Origin of the sequence: Mesorhizobium sp. ANAO-SY3R2, assembly GCF_042466635.1 — a bacterium.
Lineage (GTDB): Bacteria > Pseudomonadota > Alphaproteobacteria > Rhizobiales > Rhizobiaceae > Aminobacter.
In genome coordinates this window covers 98,235-114,535 of sequence record NZ_CP159953.1, presented here as the reverse complement: position 1 = coordinate 114,535, position 16,301 = coordinate 98,235, and the positions used below count along the sequence as shown (strand labels likewise).

Here is a 16,301-nt window from a genome sequence, read left to right as displayed (position 1 = left end):
TCAGGCGATCTTGATCCGGCTGCCGAATGTGCTTTCAGGTGTCAGTGCAGTTTTCACCTTTGCCTGCTTGGGCTTTCGGATCTCACGGCTGCTGCGCTTTTGTCCCTTAGCCATTGCCAAATGTCCTTTCGAGAAGACTTGCGTCATCACCAAGCGGCGACGCGCTGAGCAATTCGATATCGTCTTCGGTCGTCATGCGCTCATGACACTCTTCTTCATTGCGGATGCGGTACTGAGGCGAGTTTTCCCTCGGCGGCAATGTGGCAGTGATGCGGTATGGCCACATGCCGGATCCACGCTTGAGCCGCACAGTCTGCCCTATCGCGAAGCGATGGATTGCTGGGTCGCGCCGGGTCGGATGATTGCCTCGCATGAGGGTTTTCGTGGTCATGATTGTTTGTCCTTTTCCAGCACGCCTTCGAGGTCTGCCGGATTGATCGGTACCATCTGCTGTTTCGGGCTTTCCGTGTCGATTGCCGGCAAATGGATGAATGTCTTGGTCCGCAGCCAAGCAACCCGGGAGACGCCCTCGATCAATTCTTCGTCGCGATCGACACGGTAGGCTCCGGCCGGTTGCGGCACATCAAGGCCCGCGAACGAAAATGGGGATGCGAAGTGAACGACGGTTTCTATGGTGCGACTGGTCATGGCTGCGTACTCCGCAGGATTGCGCGGGATGCGCCCCGCAACGCTCCGACGCTACGTTCGTGGTCAGCGTCAGGGATCATTCCAAGGTTCGAACCGGGCGAGATAGGTGCCGGATCGATGCCCTGCATTCGCTTTCGAGAATTCGGTGGTGGATGGCGGGTCGAAGGTCTCTGACACCGCGAAAAGCCAAGTCGGCCAAATCAACGAGTTTTTTTGTATACGCCTATTTCGAGATTTCTTCAACGTGAAATCGGCAAAAAACGGACGCGAAATGAATATTAAATCATCTTATTTCGACCATTAACTTCAAATTATAACCTTCAATATTCTCACGTTATCTTCCAATATTTAAAATCATTGCGCTATAAGTTTCTTCTGATTTCAGAATGGCAATAATTATTTTTGGCACTCCTATCATTCGAGTGCCAGAGGCGCTATATATGTGGGGTGGTTGCCCTATGCGCCGACCGCAGAAAGAACTTCCATGAAATTCCAGCCACTTCACGAGTGCGTCGTTATCCGACGCGCCGAAGGCAATATCAAATCCAGGGTGGCACCACTTTTTCGGACGCAGAGATCGGCACCGACGGCGTGGATCTCATGGCCATGAAGGAGGCCGATATCATGGGAGCCTTTGCCACGAGCGAAGCGGCCAAGAAAACGGGCTGATCCCGGCTCTGCGACCCCAAGAACAAACTGGACGTGCATCATGTCTGCCAAGGAAATCAGATTTTCGACCGATGCCCGCGACCGCATGCTGCGCGGAGTCGAAATCCTCAACAATGCCGTCAAGGTCACGCTCGGCCCGAAGGGCCGCAACGTCATCATCGACCGCGCCTTTGGTGCCCCGCGCATCACCAAGGACGGCATGGCCGTCGCCAAAGAAATCGAGCTTGCCGACAAATTCGAGAACATGGGCGCGCAGATGGTGCGCGAAGTGGCCTCGAAGACCAACGATCTCGCCGGAGACGGCACCACCACTGCAACAGTGCTCGCCGCCTCCATCCTGCGCGAGGGCGCAAAGCTTGTTGCCGCCGGCATGAACCCGATGGATCTGAAGCGCGGCATCGACCTTGCCGTCGCTGCCGTCGTCAAGGACATCCAGGCACGGGCCAAGAAGGTCGGGTCATCGGACGAGGTCGCACAGGTCGGCACCATCGCCGCCAATGGCGACGCTGCGGTCGGAGCGATGATCGCCAAGGCGATGGACAAGGTCGGAAATGAGGGCGTCATCACCGTCGAGGAAGCCAAGACCGCCGAAACCGAACTCGACGTTGTCGAAGGCATGCAGTTCGACCGGGGCTATCTGTCGCCCTATTTCGTCACCAACGCCGACAAGATGCGCGTCGAACTGGAAGACCCCTACATCCTCATTCAGGAAAAGAAGCTCGGCAATCTGCAGGCGATGCTGCCGATCCTCGAAGCCGTGGTCCAGAGCGGCAAGCCGCTGCTGATCATTTCCGAGGATGTCGAAGGCGAGGCACTGGCGACGCTTGTCGTCAACAAGCTGCGTGGCGGCCTGAAGGTTGCTGCCGTCAAGGCGCCGGGGTTTGGCGACCGCCGCAAGGCGATGCTGGAAGACATCGCCATCCTGAGCGCTGGCCAAATGATATCGGAGGATCTCGGCATCAAGCTCGAGAATGTCACCGTCGACATGCTCGGCCAGGCCAAGCGCGTGCTGATCGACAAGGACACTACCACGATCATCGACGGCTCCGGCGCGAAAGCCAGCATTGCCGCGCGCATCCAGCAGATCAAGATGCAGATCGAGGAAACCACGTCTGACTACGACAAGGAAAAGCTGCAGGAGCGCCTGGCCAAGCTCGCCGGCGGCGTTGCTGTCATCCGTGTCGGCGGCGCGACCGAGACCGAGGTCAAGGAAAAGAAGGACCGCATCGACGATGCGCTGAATGCCACACGAGCCGCCGTGGAAGAAGGCATCGTTGCCGGTGGCGGCGTAGCCCTGCTGCGCGCCAAGACTGCTTTGGCAGCACTTACCGGGGCGAATGCCGACGTGACTGCCGGCATCTCGATCGTGCGGAAAGCGCTTGAAGCCCCGGTCCGGCAGATCGCCGAGAACGCCGGCGTCGAAGGCTCTGTCGTCGTCGGAAGGCTTCTGGAAGCGAAAGATCCCAATCAGGGCTTCAACGCGCAGACGGAATCCTATGTCGACATGAACAAGGTCGGCATCGTCGATCCCGCCAAGGTCGTGCGAACAGCCCTGCAGGACGCCGGCTCGATCGCGGCACTCCTGATCACCGCCGAAGCGATGATCGCCGATATCCCGCCCAACACCTCCAACGGAAGCCCCACCAGCATGGGCGGCATGGGTTACTGAGCAACGCCTGAACCATCTGGCTGCATCGCGGCCAGAAGATGAATGAAACCCCATCAACAAGGAACGTTTCCATGGCCATGCAAACCAACCAAAAGCAGTCCATCGCCGCACGATGGGAGAACTACCAACCGTCCAAGTCGACACTCGTTTGGACGTGCATTGGCACGGCCGTCGGCACCATGATCGTCGGCTTCAGCTGGGGCGGCTGGGTTACCGGCGGCACCTCGCAGGCACTTGCGATGACAGCCGGCGATGTGGCGCGCGGTCAACTCGCCTCGACCATATGCGTCGAGAGGTTCAATGCAGCACCTGACGCAGCATCGAAGCTGACTGAATTAAAGGCCAAGACCGTGGGCTACGAGAGACAAAAGTTCATCGAGACGGGAGGTTGGGCAATCATGCCCGGAGAAACCGCTCCCGATCGACGCGCCTCGATCGGCTGCGCCACCGCACTCGCGACCTGAATCTTTCCCGCAACCACATGGATCTTTCGTCCCGGTGTCGCCGTGCATTCCCTCAATCCGTCAACGCAAGGAGCGTGAAGAATGATCTCTTTTGTGAAGAAGGGCGAACTGCAATCGTCAAAGGTCGAACTGAAGCCATCTGCCATTAAAGACGAGAACAACCGCTTCGAACAGATTCGGAAGGCCGCGGCGGAAAGGCACCGGAAATCAGATACAGACGGCACACGCCGCCGTGCCCGACAGGCCGCCGAGGACAATCGGCTTCTCTGACAGCTCTACCCACGATGGCCCGCCGCTTCATCTCGGACCTTCCGCCGCCATTGGTCGAATGGCCTCGATGGGGTTTCTGCGTACCGCTCGTGTCGGTCCATCAGACATCGCCTCATCCAGAGGGTCAACCGCGCAGTTCACAATTAGGTGACGGCCGGACATCAAAACGCTTGGAAGAAGTCCCGGTAACGCCTCGCGTAACAGCGGCACGCACAGGTCGTGCTTGTCTTCGCCAATGCCGAAGTTGCACCCGATAGGGGCTGCTGGCAGATCCGCTCAACGCAGCGGCGTCTGACGAGCGTTCTTTCGGATGTTCATTCGGACCCTCCGAGATTGGCTGAAGCCTGGTAACTCCAGTCTCCTCGGTCCGGTCCGAATGGACAACCTATTGAATGCTGACATCTAACTGATGCGATACTGGCATTTTGTATACAAGCGATGATGATCGTGTTGACAAACCTGTATATTAGAGTTTCCTTACGTAATCCGAGCCGCAGAGAACAGGTAACCCAACGCCGGATACCAACAATGGGGAACGCCATGATCAACAGACGCGCGACTTTGAAATCGTTGGCGCTGGGCGCCGTTTCGGCATTGGCGATCGCAGCCGTCGGCCCGCTTCCGGCGCAAGCCGCAAACAAGGAACTCAAGATCGGGTTCGTCGGTGTGGCCAGCGGTCCCGCCGCGGCCTGGGGCACCTCCAACGTGCGTTCGATGCAGACGCGCGCCGACTGGCTCAATGAAACCGGCGGCGTGAAGATCGGCGACGACACCTACAACATCACTATCGTCACCTTCGATGACCAGAAGGACCCCAAGCGCGCCATCGCCGGCATGGAAAAGATGGCACAGGAGGGCATCCACTATGTCGTCGGGCCGAATGTCGACGACGGGGCGGCCGCCGTCCGTCCGGTGGCCGAGTCCCAGGGGATCATCTACTTCCCCTACGCCTTCCCGAAATCGCTCTATGTCGCGCCGGCCTCCAACGCCGTGCTCGGCATGGTCGCCAACTATCAGTCGGGTCCGGCGATCTACAAATATCTGATGGACAACAAGGGCATCAAGAAGATCGCCTTCATCGCTGCCAACGAATCCGATCCGCTCAGTCAGCGCGACAGCGGTGTCGCTGCCGCCAAGGCGCTCGGCCTCGACGTCGTCGCCGAGACTGACACCTATCAGAACGATACGCGCGACTTCACGCCGGTGCTGACGCCGATCGTGGCGCTGAAGCCGGACCTGCTCGTGCTTTCGGGCGTGGCGCCTGCCAATGCGCCGCTGCTCATCCGCGCGGCACGCGAGCTCGGCTACCAGGGCCTGATCTCGGCCGAGACGGCGCAGGACGCGACGGTGCTTCAGGAAGGTGCCGGTGAACTGGCCAACGGCTTCATCTCGGTCGGTGGCGCCTCGACACCGGAGATCCGCACGCCGATGATGGACGAATTCATCGATCGCTACACTAAGAAGTTCGGTGAATACAACGACGAGTCCAACACCAAGGTCTATGCGCTCGAATACATTATCGAGACGCTGAAGGCGAACCCCAAGGCAATCGACAGTGTCGACGAGTTCAAGAAGACCATTGACACATTCTCCGCGCCCAACCCTTACGCCAAGGGTGGCACGCTGAAATATGTCGGCACGTCCTCCTTCGGACAGAAGCGGCAGGTTTCGGTGCCGATGGTGGTGACCGAGTTCGAGAACGGCGCCTTCAAGACGCTGTTCGTCGGGGAAGTGGACTGACATCCGCCTGACACGTCAATCGAGGTTCGGGAGCGATCCCGAACCTCCCGCGGAGCGGACTTCCCGCCATGGAACAGGTGATCGCCAACGGGCTCTATCTCGGCGCCCAGTACGCCTTGGTCGCGCTCGGACTGACCTTGATCTTCGCACTGATGAACGTGCTCAATTTCGCCCATGGGCAGATGTATGTCCTGGGCGGCTTCGTCACATATACGGTCTACGGCCAATTCAAGCTGCCCTTCGCCGTGGCGCTGGTCTGTTCGGGCGTGACGCTCGCCATCATCGGCGCGCTGATGGAAAGATTCCTCTTTCGCACCGTCATCAGGCGCAGCAAGCGTGAAGAGAGCACGATGCTGCTAGCGGCAGCCACCGCCTTCTTTCTCGATGCCGTGATCCTGCTCCTGTTTGGCGAGAAGCAGCGCGGCGTCCCCAAGATCGTCAGCGGCGTGTTTGTTTCCGACGGGCTGATCATGCCCTACGACCGCATCGTCGTCGGCGTGGTCGCGATCCTGATGATCGCTGCGTTCATGCTCTACATGCAATACAGCAAGCCGGGCCGTGCGATGCGGGCGCTGGCTCAGGATCGCATCGCCGCCCAACTCATGGGCGTGAAGGTCGACCGCTATACGATGATCGGCTTTGCGCTCGGCGCGATGCTCGCCGGCGTGGTCGGCGGGCTGCTGGTCAGCATCACCGGCGTTAATTCGGGCATTGGCGGGCCGATCTCGGTCAAGGCCTTTTTGATGGTGATGATCGGCGGTGCCGGCGTCGTCGGCGGCGCCATTGCCGGCGGCTTCATCCTCGGCATGATGGAATCGGTCGGCCTCACGGTGCTGCGCCAATATGGCGACGTCACCTACCTCGTCATCTTTGCGCTGCTCATGGTCTTCCTCAGCATCCGCCCAAATGGGCTGATGGGCAAACCGTGGGGCTGATGCGATGAAGACAGCAACGTCCACCAGGATCATCTGGGCCGTCGTTGTCCTTCTGGTGCTACTGGTCGGTGTGCCGCTGCTCATCAGCGCGAGCGGCCGAACCGACCTCTATTACACCCTGACCTCGGTTGCGCTGCTCAGCATCATCAGCGCCGGCGTCTGGATCACCTTCTACATCGGCTGCATCAACATAGGGCAGGGCGCCTATGCGCTGATGGGCGGCTATGTGTCGGCGATCCTGGTCATGAACTACGGCGTGTCCTTCTGGCTGACCTTGCCGCTGGCCGGCCTGTTCTGTGCCGGCGCGAGCGTGCTCATCGGGCTGCCGATCCTGCGGCTGCGCGGTGTCTATTTCGCCATGGTCACGCTGGTGCTCACCGAGGTTACGCGGCTGCTCGCCCTGGCCCTGCCGGTGACCAACGGCGCCAAGGGCATCGTCAGCATCCCCTTGCCGACCGGCATCAGCATCTTCGGCCTCACACTGGTTCCCGATTTCGCCACGCTGGCCAACCCCCGGCTCGCCTTCTACATCGTGGCCGTACTGATGATGGCGCTTTGTTTCCTCGGCCTCTACCGGCTCGTTCATTCGCGCATCGGCCAGCTCTGCCAGTCGCTGCAGCAGAACGAGGAGCTGGCGTCCTCCATCGGCGTCGACATCGCCTATCTGCGCATCATCGCCTATGCGATCTCGTCCTTCCTGGGCGGCGTCGGCGGGGCCATGTTCGCCTCGATCTCGCAGTCGATCTATCCGTCGAGCTTCACCGTCACCGACTCCATCAACTTCATGCTCAACTGCTTCCTCGGCGGGCTGGGCTACGTGCTCGGCCCGATGCTCGGCACCTTCGTGCTCTATTTCGGCTGGGACATGCTGTTCCAGACCGGCGAATACCAACTGCTGATATTCTCTACCGTTCTGATTGCACTGATGCTCGTCCTGCCCAACGGCCTGTTGAGCCTGACGCTGCCCGGCAAGAGGAGCGCCTGACGCCATGGCCGACATCCTCGAGATCGTTGGGCTCACCAAGCGCTTCGGCGGCCTGGTCGCTGTCAACGACGTGTCATTTTCCGTGCGCGAGCGCGAGATCCTGTCGGTGATCGGGCCGAACGGCGCCGGCAAGTCGACGCTGTTCAAGCTCATCGCTTCCTTCTTGCGGCCCACCAATGGTGAAGTGCGCTTCAAGGGTGAGCGGATTTCGGGACTGGCGCCGCATATCGTGGCCCGTAAGGGCGTGGTGCGCACCTTCCAGGAAACCACCATCTTCAGGAACATGACCGTGCACGACAATGTCGTGACGGCGCACCACCTGCGTTCGCAGGCCAGCCTGGCCGGCTTCTATTTCGGCAGTACCGCCGCCCGTCAGGATCTGGCGGCATTCGGCCGCTCGGCCGACGAGATACTTACCTTCCTCGGCCTTGTGCCGATGCGCAACGAGATTGCCAGCACCCTGCCCCACGGCCATCTCAGGGCACTCGGCATTGCCATCGGACTGGCGACCAACCCGGCGGTGATCCTGCTCGACGAACCGTTCGCCGGCATGAACCATGACGAGACCCGGCGCGCGGTCGGGATGGTGCGCAAGCTGCGCGACCGCGGCATTACCGTGCTTCTGGTGGAGCATGACATGGCTGCTGTCATGAACATTTCGGATCGTATCGTCGTCCTCAACTTCGGCCAGAAGATCGCCGAAGGCACGCCTTCCGAAATCCAGCGGGACCCGATGGTGATCGAGGCCTATCTCGGCGCCGAAGACGAAGCGATCGGATTGTAGGCCATGGATCCGCTGCTCAAATTCGCCGACGTCGAACTCTACTACGACCACGTCTATGCGCTGAAGGGCGTGTCGCTGGAGGTGCGCGAGGGCGAGACGGTAGCGCTGATCGGCGCCAATGGGGCCGGCAAGACCTCGATCCTGCGGGCCATCACCGGCCTCAAGAAGCCACGCAAGGGCGAGATCCACTATCGCGGCAAGCGCATCGACGGCACCGCGCCCGACGAGATCGTCCGCATGGGCATCTCCATGGTGCCGGAGGGCCGTCGTGTCTTCCCCTTCATGACGGTCCGCGACAATCTCTTGATGGGAGCCTTCACGCGGAGCGACAAGGCCGAGATCCAGCAGAACATCGACATGGTGTTGACGCGCTTTCCCCGGCTGAAGGAGCGCTACGCCCAGCAGGCTGGAACGATGAGCGGCGGCGAGCAGCAGATGCTGGTGATCGGCCGCGCGCTGATGGCCCGGCCGCGCCTGCTGCTGCTCGACGAGCCGTCGCTCGGGATCGCACCCAAGCTGGTGCAGGACATCGCGCGGTCCATCGTGGCCATCAATCGCGACGAGAAGGTCAGCGTGCTGCTGGTCGAACAGAATTCGCGCATGGCCCTGCGCATTTCGCAGCGCGCCTATGCGCTGACCACCGGCAAGGTGGTGCTCAGCGGCAGCTCGGCCGAGATGCTGACCGACGAGCGGGTGAGGCACCTTTATCTCGGCGGCGAAGTATAGGCGAGACGGACATGCGCATCCTCGTCATAAATCCCAACACTACGGCCTCGATGACCGACAAGATCGGCAAGGCGGCTGAAGCCGCCGCATCGGCCGGAACCGATATCGTTGCGGTCAACCCGACGGACGGCCCGCCCAGCATAGAGGGCTATTTCGACGAGGTGTTCGCCGTGCCGGGCATCATCGCCGAAATGGCGCGGGCCGGTGACATGGATGCTTATGTCATTGCCTGCTTCGACGATACCGGACTCGACGCTGCGCGATGTGCCACCAACGCGCCGGTCATCGGCATCGGCGAGGCGGCGTTTCACCTGGCAACCCTGGTCGCCGGCAAGTTCAGCGTCGTCACCACGCTCGCGCGCTCGGTGCCCGCCATCGAGTACAATCTGATGCGATATGGGCTGGCCTCACGCTGCGCCAGAGTCCGCGCCTCAAATGTCGCCGTGCTTGACCTCGAGCTGCCTGGCTCGGATGCCCGCCGCAAGATCTCGGGCGAGATAGGCCGGGCCATCGCCGAGGACCACGCCGAGGCGATCGTGCTCGGCTGCGCCGGAATGACCGACCTGGCCGAAGAGCTGTCGCAAGAGCATGGGGTGCCGGTGCTTGACGGCGTAGCCTGCGCGGTCAGGCTGGCCGAAGTCGTTTCGGCGTTGGGGCTCAAGACGTCCAAGGCGGGCGGCTATGCCACGCCGTTAGCCAAGCGTTACGCGGGATCCTATGCGTCCCTGTCGCCGTCAGGCGAGGCGGCCGCCAAGACTTGAGCGGCGCGGGACGGGATTGACCGGCCGGCGCCGCATGTGGGATTCCTGCGGCTGGCGCGACCGGGTTCGATGACTGCCAACGGCGAGCGCTGAACGGAGAGCTTGCCAGAAACGATGTACATGTCGACGGTTCTGCGACCCGAAAACGACAGCGACAGGCCCGCGGCGCGCTGGGCCCCGATCTATCGCGGCCTGAGAGATGCTATTGTTGGTCATCGCCTCGCGCCCGGCACGAAGCTGCCCGAGGACGAGTTGGCGTCGATCTATTCGGTCAGCCGCACCGTCATCCGCGCAGCGCTTCAGGCGCTCGCCCATGACCGACTCGTCCGGCTCGAGCGCAATCGCGGCGCCTTTGTCGCCCATCCGTCGCCCAGGGAGGCGCGCGAGGTGCTCGAGGCACGCGCCCTGATCGAACCGAAGGTGGCCGCACTTGCCGCCGAAATGGCCACGCCGGAAGACATTCTCCTCCTGCGCCGGCATCTCGAAAAGGAGCGCGAGGCGCTGCATGCCGGTCGCGACAGCGACGCCATCATGCTGTCGGCGCGCTTCCATGTCGGTGTCGCCGAAATCGCCAATCATTCCATCCTGACCGGGTTCGTGCGTGATCTCGTTTCACACTCCTCGCTGATTATCGCGCTCTACTGGAAACGGCGCGACACCACTTGCGAGAGCCATGCGCACCACGCACTTGTTGATGCCATCGAGGCAGGGGAAGCCTCGGAGGCCGCCGCGCTTATGAAGAGCCATTTGGTCGATCTGCTGTCCGGCTTGGACCTCGCGCGCGCTGGTCAACGTCCCGACAGGCTGGCCGATATTCTCTGCTGATTTTTCGCGCGCGTTGATCCACGCCGATTTGATGTGGACCCGTGCGATCTCGGCGTCCGCGAGATGGGCCAACGCCGCTGGCGGAGAAGGGTGCTCAGCCTCTGCGTCGCCTCCATGACGAGGTGCAAACAGCGTCTCGGTTTGGCATTGTGAAGCTGCTTGGAGAGCCCGACGCAAGGCGAACGCCGAGCATCTCCTCGCTTCACTTCGTGGCACGCAGGATTTGGTAGGCCCGCTGGATCTACCAAGTCATCGCTCAAAGCGATGTGCGGTAGAGCTTGCCCAGACCTTCGATCGGACTGCCATAGCCACCCAGGCGCAGCATGTGCCAGGCCATGGCATGGTTGCTCGACGTCACCGGCTTGCCAAGCTTCGCTTCGACACGCTCGGCAATACGGGCGACGCGCAGGCTGGTGCAGGACACGAACACCGCCTCGCATTCATCCGACGAACCGACATCGAGGATGGCTCTTTCGATCGCTTCGGTTGTGATGCGGGCAACGAGATTGTCGTCCGGCTCGTTGAACGAGCCCATGACGGGAATCTCAAGCCCGCGCGTCATGAAGGCTTCCCGTAGCGTGTGGTTGATGGTGGCGATGTAGGGTGTGAGAAGCGCGATCTTCTTGGCCCCCATCGCCATGAAGGCGGCGAGTGCCGCGGTCACAGGATCGGTGACCTTCACTTCCGGCATGACTTCCCTGACCCGCTTGGCAATCTGGCTCTCGCCGATCACCAGCGCGCCCGAGGTGCAGCCGAAACCGATGACGTCGAAGCGCACGTCGGGCAAAAGACCGACGGTGCCGGGGATATCGGCTTCCATCTTGCGCAGATTGTCGGGCGTGATCTCGACAGGCGAGTGCAGCCGCGCCTCGTAGAGTGCTACGCCCTCGGGCAAAGCAAAACGGAACTCGTCTTCGATGGTCTGGTCGGTGCGCAGCACTAGAAGGCCGAGATTGGCCGTCTGGCCGATTCCATCGTCTGTTTCGAATGGAATGTTCTCGATATTCGAGACAAGGCCGGCGGCTGCGGCGGGTTGTGCGGCGATGGTCATGATCTGCCCTTCTATGTCTGGGAGGCGCTGCGTCAGCTGACGGCTGCGAGCCGGGGATGCTCGGAAGCCGGTGGCTCGCCGCCGAGGTAGAGATGGCGCATCGCAGGATCGGCCAGCAGGTCCGCCGCCCTGCCCTCGATCGCCACTTTGCCGAGCGACAGCACATAGGCCCGGTCGGCAACACCTAGTGCTTCGAAGGCGTTTTGCTCGACCATGACGATGCACATCCCGGTGCGGTCGCGGATCTCGGCGATCGCGGCAAAGACTTCGTGCATCATCAGGGGCGACAGGCCCGCCGAGGGTTCGTCGAGTAACAGCACCTTCGGGTTGGAGATCAGAGCGCGGGCCAGCGAAAGTATCTGGCGCTCGCCACCCGACAAAGCCGAAGCCTTGCGTTCTTGCTTGGAGGCCAGAGAAGGATATTGCGCCATCAACTCGGCATAGCGCTCGTTGCGTTCGGCCACCGGCAGATGTCGCGCGCCAAGCAGGATGTTGTCGGCGACCGTAAGCGTAGAAAACACATTGTCGGTCTGCGGCACAAAACCCATGCGATGGTGTTTGACCTTGTCATGGACGGCAACTGCACTGACATCGCGGCCTTCCATCTCGACCGCCCCGCTGCGTGGCCTGACGAAGCCGGCGATGCATTTGAGAAGAGTGGACTTACCGCAGCCATTGGGGCCGAGAATGGTGACGATCTCGCCGCCAGATGCGGTCAGGTCAATGCCCTGCAGGATATCGGGACCATCGCCATAGCCGGCGCGCACATTGTTGACGCGGATCATGCCGACACCTTCTGCCTTGCCACCGACTTGCCGAGATAGGCCTCGACGACGCGCTCGTTTTCGGTGAGCTCGCGCGGGGCGCAATCGGCGATGATCTCGCCGCGGTCGAGCACGATGCAGCGGCCGCACAGTTCACGGATGAAATGCATGTCGTGTTCGACCACCAGCATCGCTACACCGCGCTTGTTGAACGCCTTGAGCAACTCGACCATGCGCCCGCGCAGCTGCGGATGCACGCCCGCCGTTGGCTCGTCGAGGCAAAGCAGCTTTGGCCGGGTGCGCAAGGCGACCGCGATGGAAAGCAGCTTCTTCTGCCCGCCCGACAGCGAGCTTGCTGGCTGATGGGCGACAGGCGCGAGCGCGAACTGCTCGATCAGTTCTTCCGCCTCGGCGTCGTCGCTGCCTCTGCTGCTGAAGGCATCGAGCAGCCCTGCCCCGTCGCGCGATCCGGCGCGCAGCACCTCGCGTACGGTCATGCGGTGCGGCATCGACGGCAGCTGGAAGGTGCGCACCAGGCCCTGTCGCGCGATCTTGTGCGAAGGCATTCCCGCGACGCTCTTGCTGAGGAACAGGATATCGCCGGCATCGGGGCGTGAAAAGCCCGAGACGATGTTGAGCAGGGTCGACTTGCCCGAACCGTTCGGTCCGAGCAGGCCGACGATCTCGTCGGCGCCGATGCGAAAGCGAACGTCGCTCAGCACCTTATGAGCGCCGAACGCTTTTGCGACGCGCTCGGCGGTCAGGACAGCTTCAGCCATTTTGCTTGCCTCCGATACGTTCGGGGATCAGGCCCTGCGTGCGCCCCATCAGGAAGGCGAGCAGGCCGCCGCCGACCAGCGTCAGGCGCATCGCTGCGACATATTCCGAGGGCAGGCCAAGCGCGTCCTTCACGAAGGGAACGAAGGCGAACAGGAACTGCATCAGGATCGCGCCGACGATGGCGCCGAGATGGTTGCCCGAGCCGCCGATGATGACCATCGCCCAGATCAGGAAAGTCTCGGAACTGACCAGCTGGTCAGGACCGACGAAGGTGACGTAGTGGGCGAAGACGAAGCCGGAAGCGGCGGCGAGAACGGCCGCGACCATCAACGTCTGTGTCTTGAGCGCTGCCAGGTCGTAGCCGAGCGAAGCGGCCAGTTGCGGCTCCTCGCGCATCAGCTTGAGCGCGAGCCCGTAGCGGCTGGTGGTCAGGCGCTGGCAGAGCCACCAGGCGGCGAGAAGCAGGAGCACGCACAGGCCTAGCGTCATCAGCGGCCCCATCGGGCGCGGCATGTCGCCGAACAGCAGCGGAATGCCGCTGACGCCTTGTGCGCCGCCGGTCAGCCAGGCCTCGTTGTTGGCGAGGATACGCAGCACTTCGGCAACAGCGAGCGTGGCGATGCCCCAGTAGTCGGCGCCGAGATTGCGGCCGAGCCGGGCGAAGGCGGCAGCGACCACGACGGCGAAGACGATGCCGAGCGCGATGCCGGCGACCGGGCCAAGCTGGTGCGAGAAGGCGATCGCCGCGCCATAGGTGCCGCAGCCGAACAGGATCACCTGGCCGAAATTGACCAGCCCGGCAAAGCCGACCTGCAGGTCGAGACTGAGCGACAACAGCCCGTAGAGGCAGGCCATGATCGCGACATGGATGAGGAACTCAAACACGTTTCACCTCCGAGACGAACAGGCCGTAGGGCTTCATCAGAAGTACGACGACGAGCAGCAGGAAGGATGCGGCGGTGGCATATGCCGCAGGAATGAACAGCACGGACTCGCCGAACAGCGGCCCGAAATTGACATTGGTGACCATCGTTTCGGCAGCGGCGATCACGACAGCGCCGACGGCAGCACCGAGTGCATTGCCGAGCCCGCCCAGGATTGCGGCGGCAAACACCGGCAGCAGCATGTCGAGGCCGAGCTGAGCGCTCATCTCGCCCTTGACCGACAGGCCAATACCGCCAAGTGCGGCCATCACGCCGGACAGAAGGACGACGGTGTTGGTGACCTTGCGGGTGTCTATACCAGTGGCGCTGGCGAGCACGGAATTGGTGGCGGTGGCACGCATGCAGCGGCCGAGGTCGGTGCGGAACAGGATCAGCGCGAAAACGGCGATTGCAAGCGCGCTGATGCCGACCGACATCAGTTGATGCTCGGTCAGGCGCGCGCCGAGGAACCGCAGCGGCGGGTTGATCTCCAGCTCGAAGCGCTTGGGCCTGGGGCCAGCCGTGACGAGGAAGATCGCCGAAAATACCATGGAAAGCGCCAGCGAACCGATCATGGCGATGGCCGAGCCGGCGCGCAGCAGGCGTTCGAAAACGACGACGTTGAGCACCACAGCGATGATGCCGACCAGCGCGCAGGCGGCGATGGCAGCAACCACCAGCGGCAAGCCGGCCATCTGCAGGCCAAGCGCCAAAAGCGCGCCGGTCGTCGCATATTGTACAAGCGCTACGTTGGGAAAGCGGATCAGCGAATAGACGCTGCTCAACCCGATGGCGATCAGCGCCAGGTCGACCGCGCGGATCAGGACGTCGACGACAAACTGGACCATGCTCTTTTCTCATAAGGGGAATTCAGCGCAGCCTGCGAGGCGCGTGCGCGAAAGGGGCAGGCGTGGCGCCAGGTGCCGGCCTGCCCCGAAGACCTGGCATCAGCGCTGCTGAACGCCGTCCTCGATCTTCAGCTTGAGGTAGGGTTGCTTGGAACGCTGGCGGTCGGCATCGAAGGTGATGTCGCCGGTGGCGCCCTTGTAGCCGTTGCCGATTTCCTTCAGCGCGGCGGTGATCGCCTTCGGCTCGGCCGAGCCGGCCTTCTCGATGGCCGCGGCGGTCATCATCACGGCGTCGTAGCCATAGCCGTTGAAGCTGGTCTTGAAGGGCTCGTTGTACTTGGCCTTGTAGGCGGTTTCATAGGCAGCGCCATCGGGGCCGATGTAGTTCAGGTCGAGGCCATACTGGCCCTGGACGAATTTCGGGTCGGCGTCAGAGGTGCACATCGACAGATAGATGGCGTACCACGGCGTCGAGTTGATGCCGAGCTCGAAAGACTCACGGTTGATTGTCGCGGCTTCCTTGCCATAAGCCGAGTAGACATAGACGTCGGGCTCGCTGCGTTCCATCTGCTGCAGTTCGCGGCGGTAAGTGGTCTGGCCCTCGGTATACATCACCGTGGTGACAACTTCGCCGCCAAGCGCTGAAAAGGCCTTCTGGAACTGTTCGGCGACGCCCTGGCCATAGGCGTTGTTCGGCACGATCACCGCCGCCTTCTTCCATTTGTTATCGACCACGTCCTGGGCAGCGAAGCCGGAGGATACGTTGTCTAGGCCGATCAGCGAGAACGAACCGTCGCCGAGGCCGCGAATCTTGCCGCTGGACGAACCGATATTGAGATGCACGCGCCCTTCCTGGACCAGGTACTGGCCGACCGGGATGGTGATGCCGGAAGAGTATTCACCAATCACCACCGGCACGTTGTCGACGGTGACCAGCTTCTTGGCCGCGTCGAGCGCGGACGGCGCGCGACCGCCGGAGTCCTCGACAATGACGCGAAGCTTCTTGCCGCCAAGCACGCCGCCATTCTCGTTGATCTTGTCGACGGCAAGTTCGATGCCGCGGCGCTGGTCGTCGCCGAGCGTGGCACTCGCGCCGGACAGCGGCACGACGGCGCCAAGAACGACCTCCTGGGCCAATGCGGGCATGCTGCCCAGCGCAAGACAAGCGGCAGCTAATAGGGCTTTGTGCATTTTCATCTCCATTCGTTTCGTTGTCGGCCGGGCCGCTACGTGGCGCCCGGTCCCCTCTTTATCGAAGATATGTAGACACAGAATTTTTCAGAAGTGAATACACATAATGATGCACTTTCGATTTTATCCGCAGGATCGCTGAAAGGGCTTGTTTTGTGCGGTTTCCGGTGCGGCTTCATGCTGCAGCGCACAGGCCCGCCGACCGTTCCGCCACGCTGTTTTCAGGCACGCGAAGCGACGTCGGAAACCAGGGAAAGGAGGCCCGAGC

General features: G+C 61.9%; 19 protein-coding genes. 11 read left to right on the top strand and 8 right to left on the bottom strand.

The genetic code is table 11. The features are described from left to right. Positions 1 to 106: 106 nt before the first annotated feature. Positions 107 to 391, bottom strand: a complete 285-nt coding sequence (locus ABSY17_RS01795; protein ID WP_378941596.1) for a hypothetical protein — start codon at positions 389 to 391, stop codon at positions 107 to 109. Then, the gene (locus tag ABSY17_RS01790) at positions 388 to 648 is read right to left on the bottom strand and encodes a hypothetical protein (protein WP_378941594.1); all 261 of its coding nucleotides are present in this window, start codon (positions 646 to 648) and stop codon (positions 388 to 390) included. The genes ABSY17_RS01795 and ABSY17_RS01790 overlap by 4 nt, the downstream gene beginning before the upstream one ends. A gap of 507 nt (positions 649 to 1,155) precedes the next feature. Here ABSY17_RS01790 and ABSY17_RS01785 point away from each other — a divergent pair. From ABSY17_RS01785 to ABSY17_RS01735, 11 genes are all read left to right on the top strand, one after another. Continuing rightward, positions 1,156 to 1,317 (top strand): hypothetical protein, encoded by a 162-nt coding sequence (locus tag ABSY17_RS01785; RefSeq protein WP_378941591.1) that lies wholly within the window; start codon positions 1,156 to 1,158, stop codon positions 1,315 to 1,317. A 40-nt stretch (positions 1,318 to 1,357) separates the two neighbouring features. Then, positions 1,358 to 2,986 carry a chaperonin GroEL gene (gene groL / locus ABSY17_RS01780; protein ID WP_378941589.1) on the top strand — a complete coding sequence of 543 codons (1,629 nt, stop codon included), beginning with the start codon at positions 1,358 to 1,360 and terminating at the stop codon, positions 2,984 to 2,986. A 71-nt stretch (positions 2,987 to 3,057) separates the two neighbouring features. After that, complete coding sequence (locus ABSY17_RS01775; protein ID WP_378941587.1) at positions 3,058 to 3,450, top strand: hypothetical protein; 393 nt, start codon at positions 3,058 to 3,060, stop codon at positions 3,448 to 3,450. 81 nt (positions 3,451 to 3,531) lie between these two features. Further along, positions 3,532 to 3,720 carry a hypothetical protein gene (locus ABSY17_RS01770; protein ID WP_378941585.1) on the top strand — a complete coding sequence of 63 codons (189 nt, stop codon included), beginning with the start codon at positions 3,532 to 3,534 and terminating at the stop codon, positions 3,718 to 3,720. Between the two features lie 540 nt (positions 3,721 to 4,260). Continuing rightward, positions 4,261 to 5,460 carry an ABC transporter substrate-binding protein gene (locus ABSY17_RS01765; RefSeq protein WP_378941582.1) on the top strand — a complete coding sequence of 400 codons (1,200 nt, stop codon included), beginning with the start codon at positions 4,261 to 4,263 and terminating at the stop codon, positions 5,458 to 5,460. A 68-nt stretch (positions 5,461 to 5,528) separates the two neighbouring features. Beyond that, entirely contained in the window at positions 5,529 to 6,395 is an 867-nt protein-coding gene (locus ABSY17_RS01760) for a branched-chain amino acid ABC transporter permease (RefSeq protein WP_378941579.1), read from the top strand. A gap of 4 nt (positions 6,396 to 6,399) precedes the next feature. Next, positions 6,400 to 7,380 carry a branched-chain amino acid ABC transporter permease gene (locus ABSY17_RS01755; protein WP_378941577.1) on the top strand — a complete coding sequence of 327 codons (981 nt, stop codon included), beginning with the start codon at positions 6,400 to 6,402 and terminating at the stop codon, positions 7,378 to 7,380. Between the two features lie 4 nt (positions 7,381 to 7,384). After that, positions 7,385 to 8,164, top strand: coding sequence for an ABC transporter ATP-binding protein (locus ABSY17_RS01750; protein WP_378941575.1), 780 nt, complete (start codon positions 7,385 to 7,387; stop codon positions 8,162 to 8,164). 3 nt (positions 8,165 to 8,167) lie between these two features. Next, positions 8,168 to 8,890, top strand: a complete 723-nt coding sequence (locus ABSY17_RS01745) for an ABC transporter ATP-binding protein (RefSeq protein WP_378941572.1) — start codon at positions 8,168 to 8,170, stop codon at positions 8,888 to 8,890. Positions 8,891 to 8,901: 11 nt separating this feature from the next. Next, positions 8,902 to 9,651 (top strand): aspartate/glutamate racemase family protein, encoded by a 750-nt coding sequence (locus ABSY17_RS01740; protein ID WP_378941570.1) that lies wholly within the window; start codon positions 8,902 to 8,904, stop codon positions 9,649 to 9,651. Positions 9,652 to 9,771: 120 nt separating this feature from the next. Further along, positions 9,772 to 10,476: a GntR family transcriptional regulator gene (locus ABSY17_RS01735; RefSeq protein WP_378941567.1), complete on the top strand. Its 705-nt coding sequence runs from the start codon at positions 9,772 to 9,774 to the stop codon at positions 10,474 to 10,476. A 256-nt stretch (positions 10,477 to 10,732) separates the two neighbouring features. Here the strand turns inward: ABSY17_RS01735 and ABSY17_RS01730 are convergent, their stop codons facing one another. The 6 genes from ABSY17_RS01730 to ABSY17_RS01705 form a co-directional block, all read right to left on the bottom strand. After that, the gene (locus ABSY17_RS01730) at positions 10,733 to 11,527 is read right to left on the bottom strand and encodes an Asp/Glu racemase (protein ID WP_378941565.1); all 795 of its coding nucleotides are present in this window, start codon (positions 11,525 to 11,527) and stop codon (positions 10,733 to 10,735) included. 32 nt (positions 11,528 to 11,559) lie between these two features. After that, positions 11,560 to 12,312 carry an ABC transporter ATP-binding protein gene (locus ABSY17_RS01725; protein WP_378941562.1) on the bottom strand — a complete coding sequence of 251 codons (753 nt, stop codon included), beginning with the start codon at positions 12,310 to 12,312 and terminating at the stop codon, positions 11,560 to 11,562. Beyond that, positions 12,309 to 13,070 carry an ABC transporter ATP-binding protein gene (locus tag ABSY17_RS01720; RefSeq protein ID WP_378941560.1) on the bottom strand — a complete coding sequence of 254 codons (762 nt, stop codon included), beginning with the start codon at positions 13,068 to 13,070 and terminating at the stop codon, positions 12,309 to 12,311. Before ABSY17_RS01720 ends, ABSY17_RS01725 begins: the two co-directional genes overlap by 4 nt. Beyond that, positions 13,063 to 13,956, bottom strand: coding sequence for a branched-chain amino acid ABC transporter permease (locus ABSY17_RS01715; protein ID WP_378941558.1), 894 nt, complete (start codon positions 13,954 to 13,956; stop codon positions 13,063 to 13,065). The genes ABSY17_RS01720 and ABSY17_RS01715 overlap by 8 nt, the downstream gene beginning before the upstream one ends. Beyond that, positions 13,949 to 14,842 (bottom strand): branched-chain amino acid ABC transporter permease, encoded by an 894-nt coding sequence (locus ABSY17_RS01710; RefSeq protein ID WP_378941556.1) that lies wholly within the window; start codon positions 14,840 to 14,842, stop codon positions 13,949 to 13,951. Before ABSY17_RS01710 ends, ABSY17_RS01715 begins: the two co-directional genes overlap by 8 nt. A 99-nt stretch (positions 14,843 to 14,941) precedes the next feature. Beyond that, complete coding sequence (locus ABSY17_RS01705) at positions 14,942 to 16,033, bottom strand: ABC transporter substrate-binding protein (protein ID WP_378941553.1); 1,092 nt, start codon at positions 16,031 to 16,033, stop codon at positions 14,942 to 14,944. Positions 16,034 to 16,301: the final 268 nt, after the last annotated feature.

Bases quoted from the DNA above. Each gene is read 5' to 3' on its own strand.
- ABSY17_RS01755 (WP_378941577.1), top strand. From the start codon at position 6,400: ATGAAGACAGCAACGTCCACCAGGATCATCTGGGCCGTCGTTGTCCTT.
- ABSY17_RS01710 (WP_378941556.1), bottom strand. From the start codon at position 14,842: ATGGTCCAGTTTGTCGTCGACGTCCTGATCCGCGCGGTCGACCTGGCG.
- ABSY17_RS01705 (WP_378941553.1), bottom strand. From the start codon at position 16,033: ATGCACAAAGCCCTATTAGCTGCCGCTTGTCTTGCGCTGGGCAGCATG.
- ABSY17_RS01765 (WP_378941582.1), top strand. From the start codon at position 4,261: ATGATCAACAGACGCGCGACTTTGAAATCGTTGGCGCTGGGCGCCGTT.
- ABSY17_RS01735 (WP_378941567.1), top strand. From the start codon at position 9,772: ATGTCGACGGTTCTGCGACCCGAAAACGACAGCGACAGGCCCGCGGCG.
- ABSY17_RS01775 (WP_378941587.1), top strand. From the start codon at position 3,058: ATGGCCATGCAAACCAACCAAAAGCAGTCCATCGCCGCACGATGGGAG.
- ABSY17_RS01770 (WP_378941585.1), top strand. From the start codon at position 3,532: ATGATCTCTTTTGTGAAGAAGGGCGAACTGCAATCGTCAAAGGTCGAA.
- ABSY17_RS01790 (WP_378941594.1), bottom strand. From the start codon at position 648: ATGACCAGTCGCACCATAGAAACCGTCGTTCACTTCGCATCCCCATTT.
- ABSY17_RS01745 (WP_378941572.1), top strand. From the start codon at position 8,168: ATGGATCCGCTGCTCAAATTCGCCGACGTCGAACTCTACTACGACCAC.
- groL (WP_378941589.1), top strand. From the start codon at position 1,358: ATGTCTGCCAAGGAAATCAGATTTTCGACCGATGCCCGCGACCGCATG.
- ABSY17_RS01730 (WP_378941565.1), bottom strand. From the start codon at position 11,527: ATGACCATCGCCGCACAACCCGCCGCAGCCGCCGGCCTTGTCTCGAAT.
- ABSY17_RS01750 (WP_378941575.1), top strand. From the start codon at position 7,385: ATGGCCGACATCCTCGAGATCGTTGGGCTCACCAAGCGCTTCGGCGGC.
- ABSY17_RS01795 (WP_378941596.1), bottom strand. From the start codon at position 391: ATGACCACGAAAACCCTCATGCGAGGCAATCATCCGACCCGGCGCGAC.
- ABSY17_RS01720 (WP_378941560.1), bottom strand. From the start codon at position 13,070: ATGGCTGAAGCTGTCCTGACCGCCGAGCGCGTCGCAAAAGCGTTCGGC.
- ABSY17_RS01760 (WP_378941579.1), top strand. From the start codon at position 5,529: ATGGAACAGGTGATCGCCAACGGGCTCTATCTCGGCGCCCAGTACGCC.
- ABSY17_RS01740 (WP_378941570.1), top strand. From the start codon at position 8,902: ATGCGCATCCTCGTCATAAATCCCAACACTACGGCCTCGATGACCGAC.
- ABSY17_RS01725 (WP_378941562.1), bottom strand. From the start codon at position 12,312: ATGATCCGCGTCAACAATGTGCGCGCCGGCTATGGCGATGGTCCCGAT.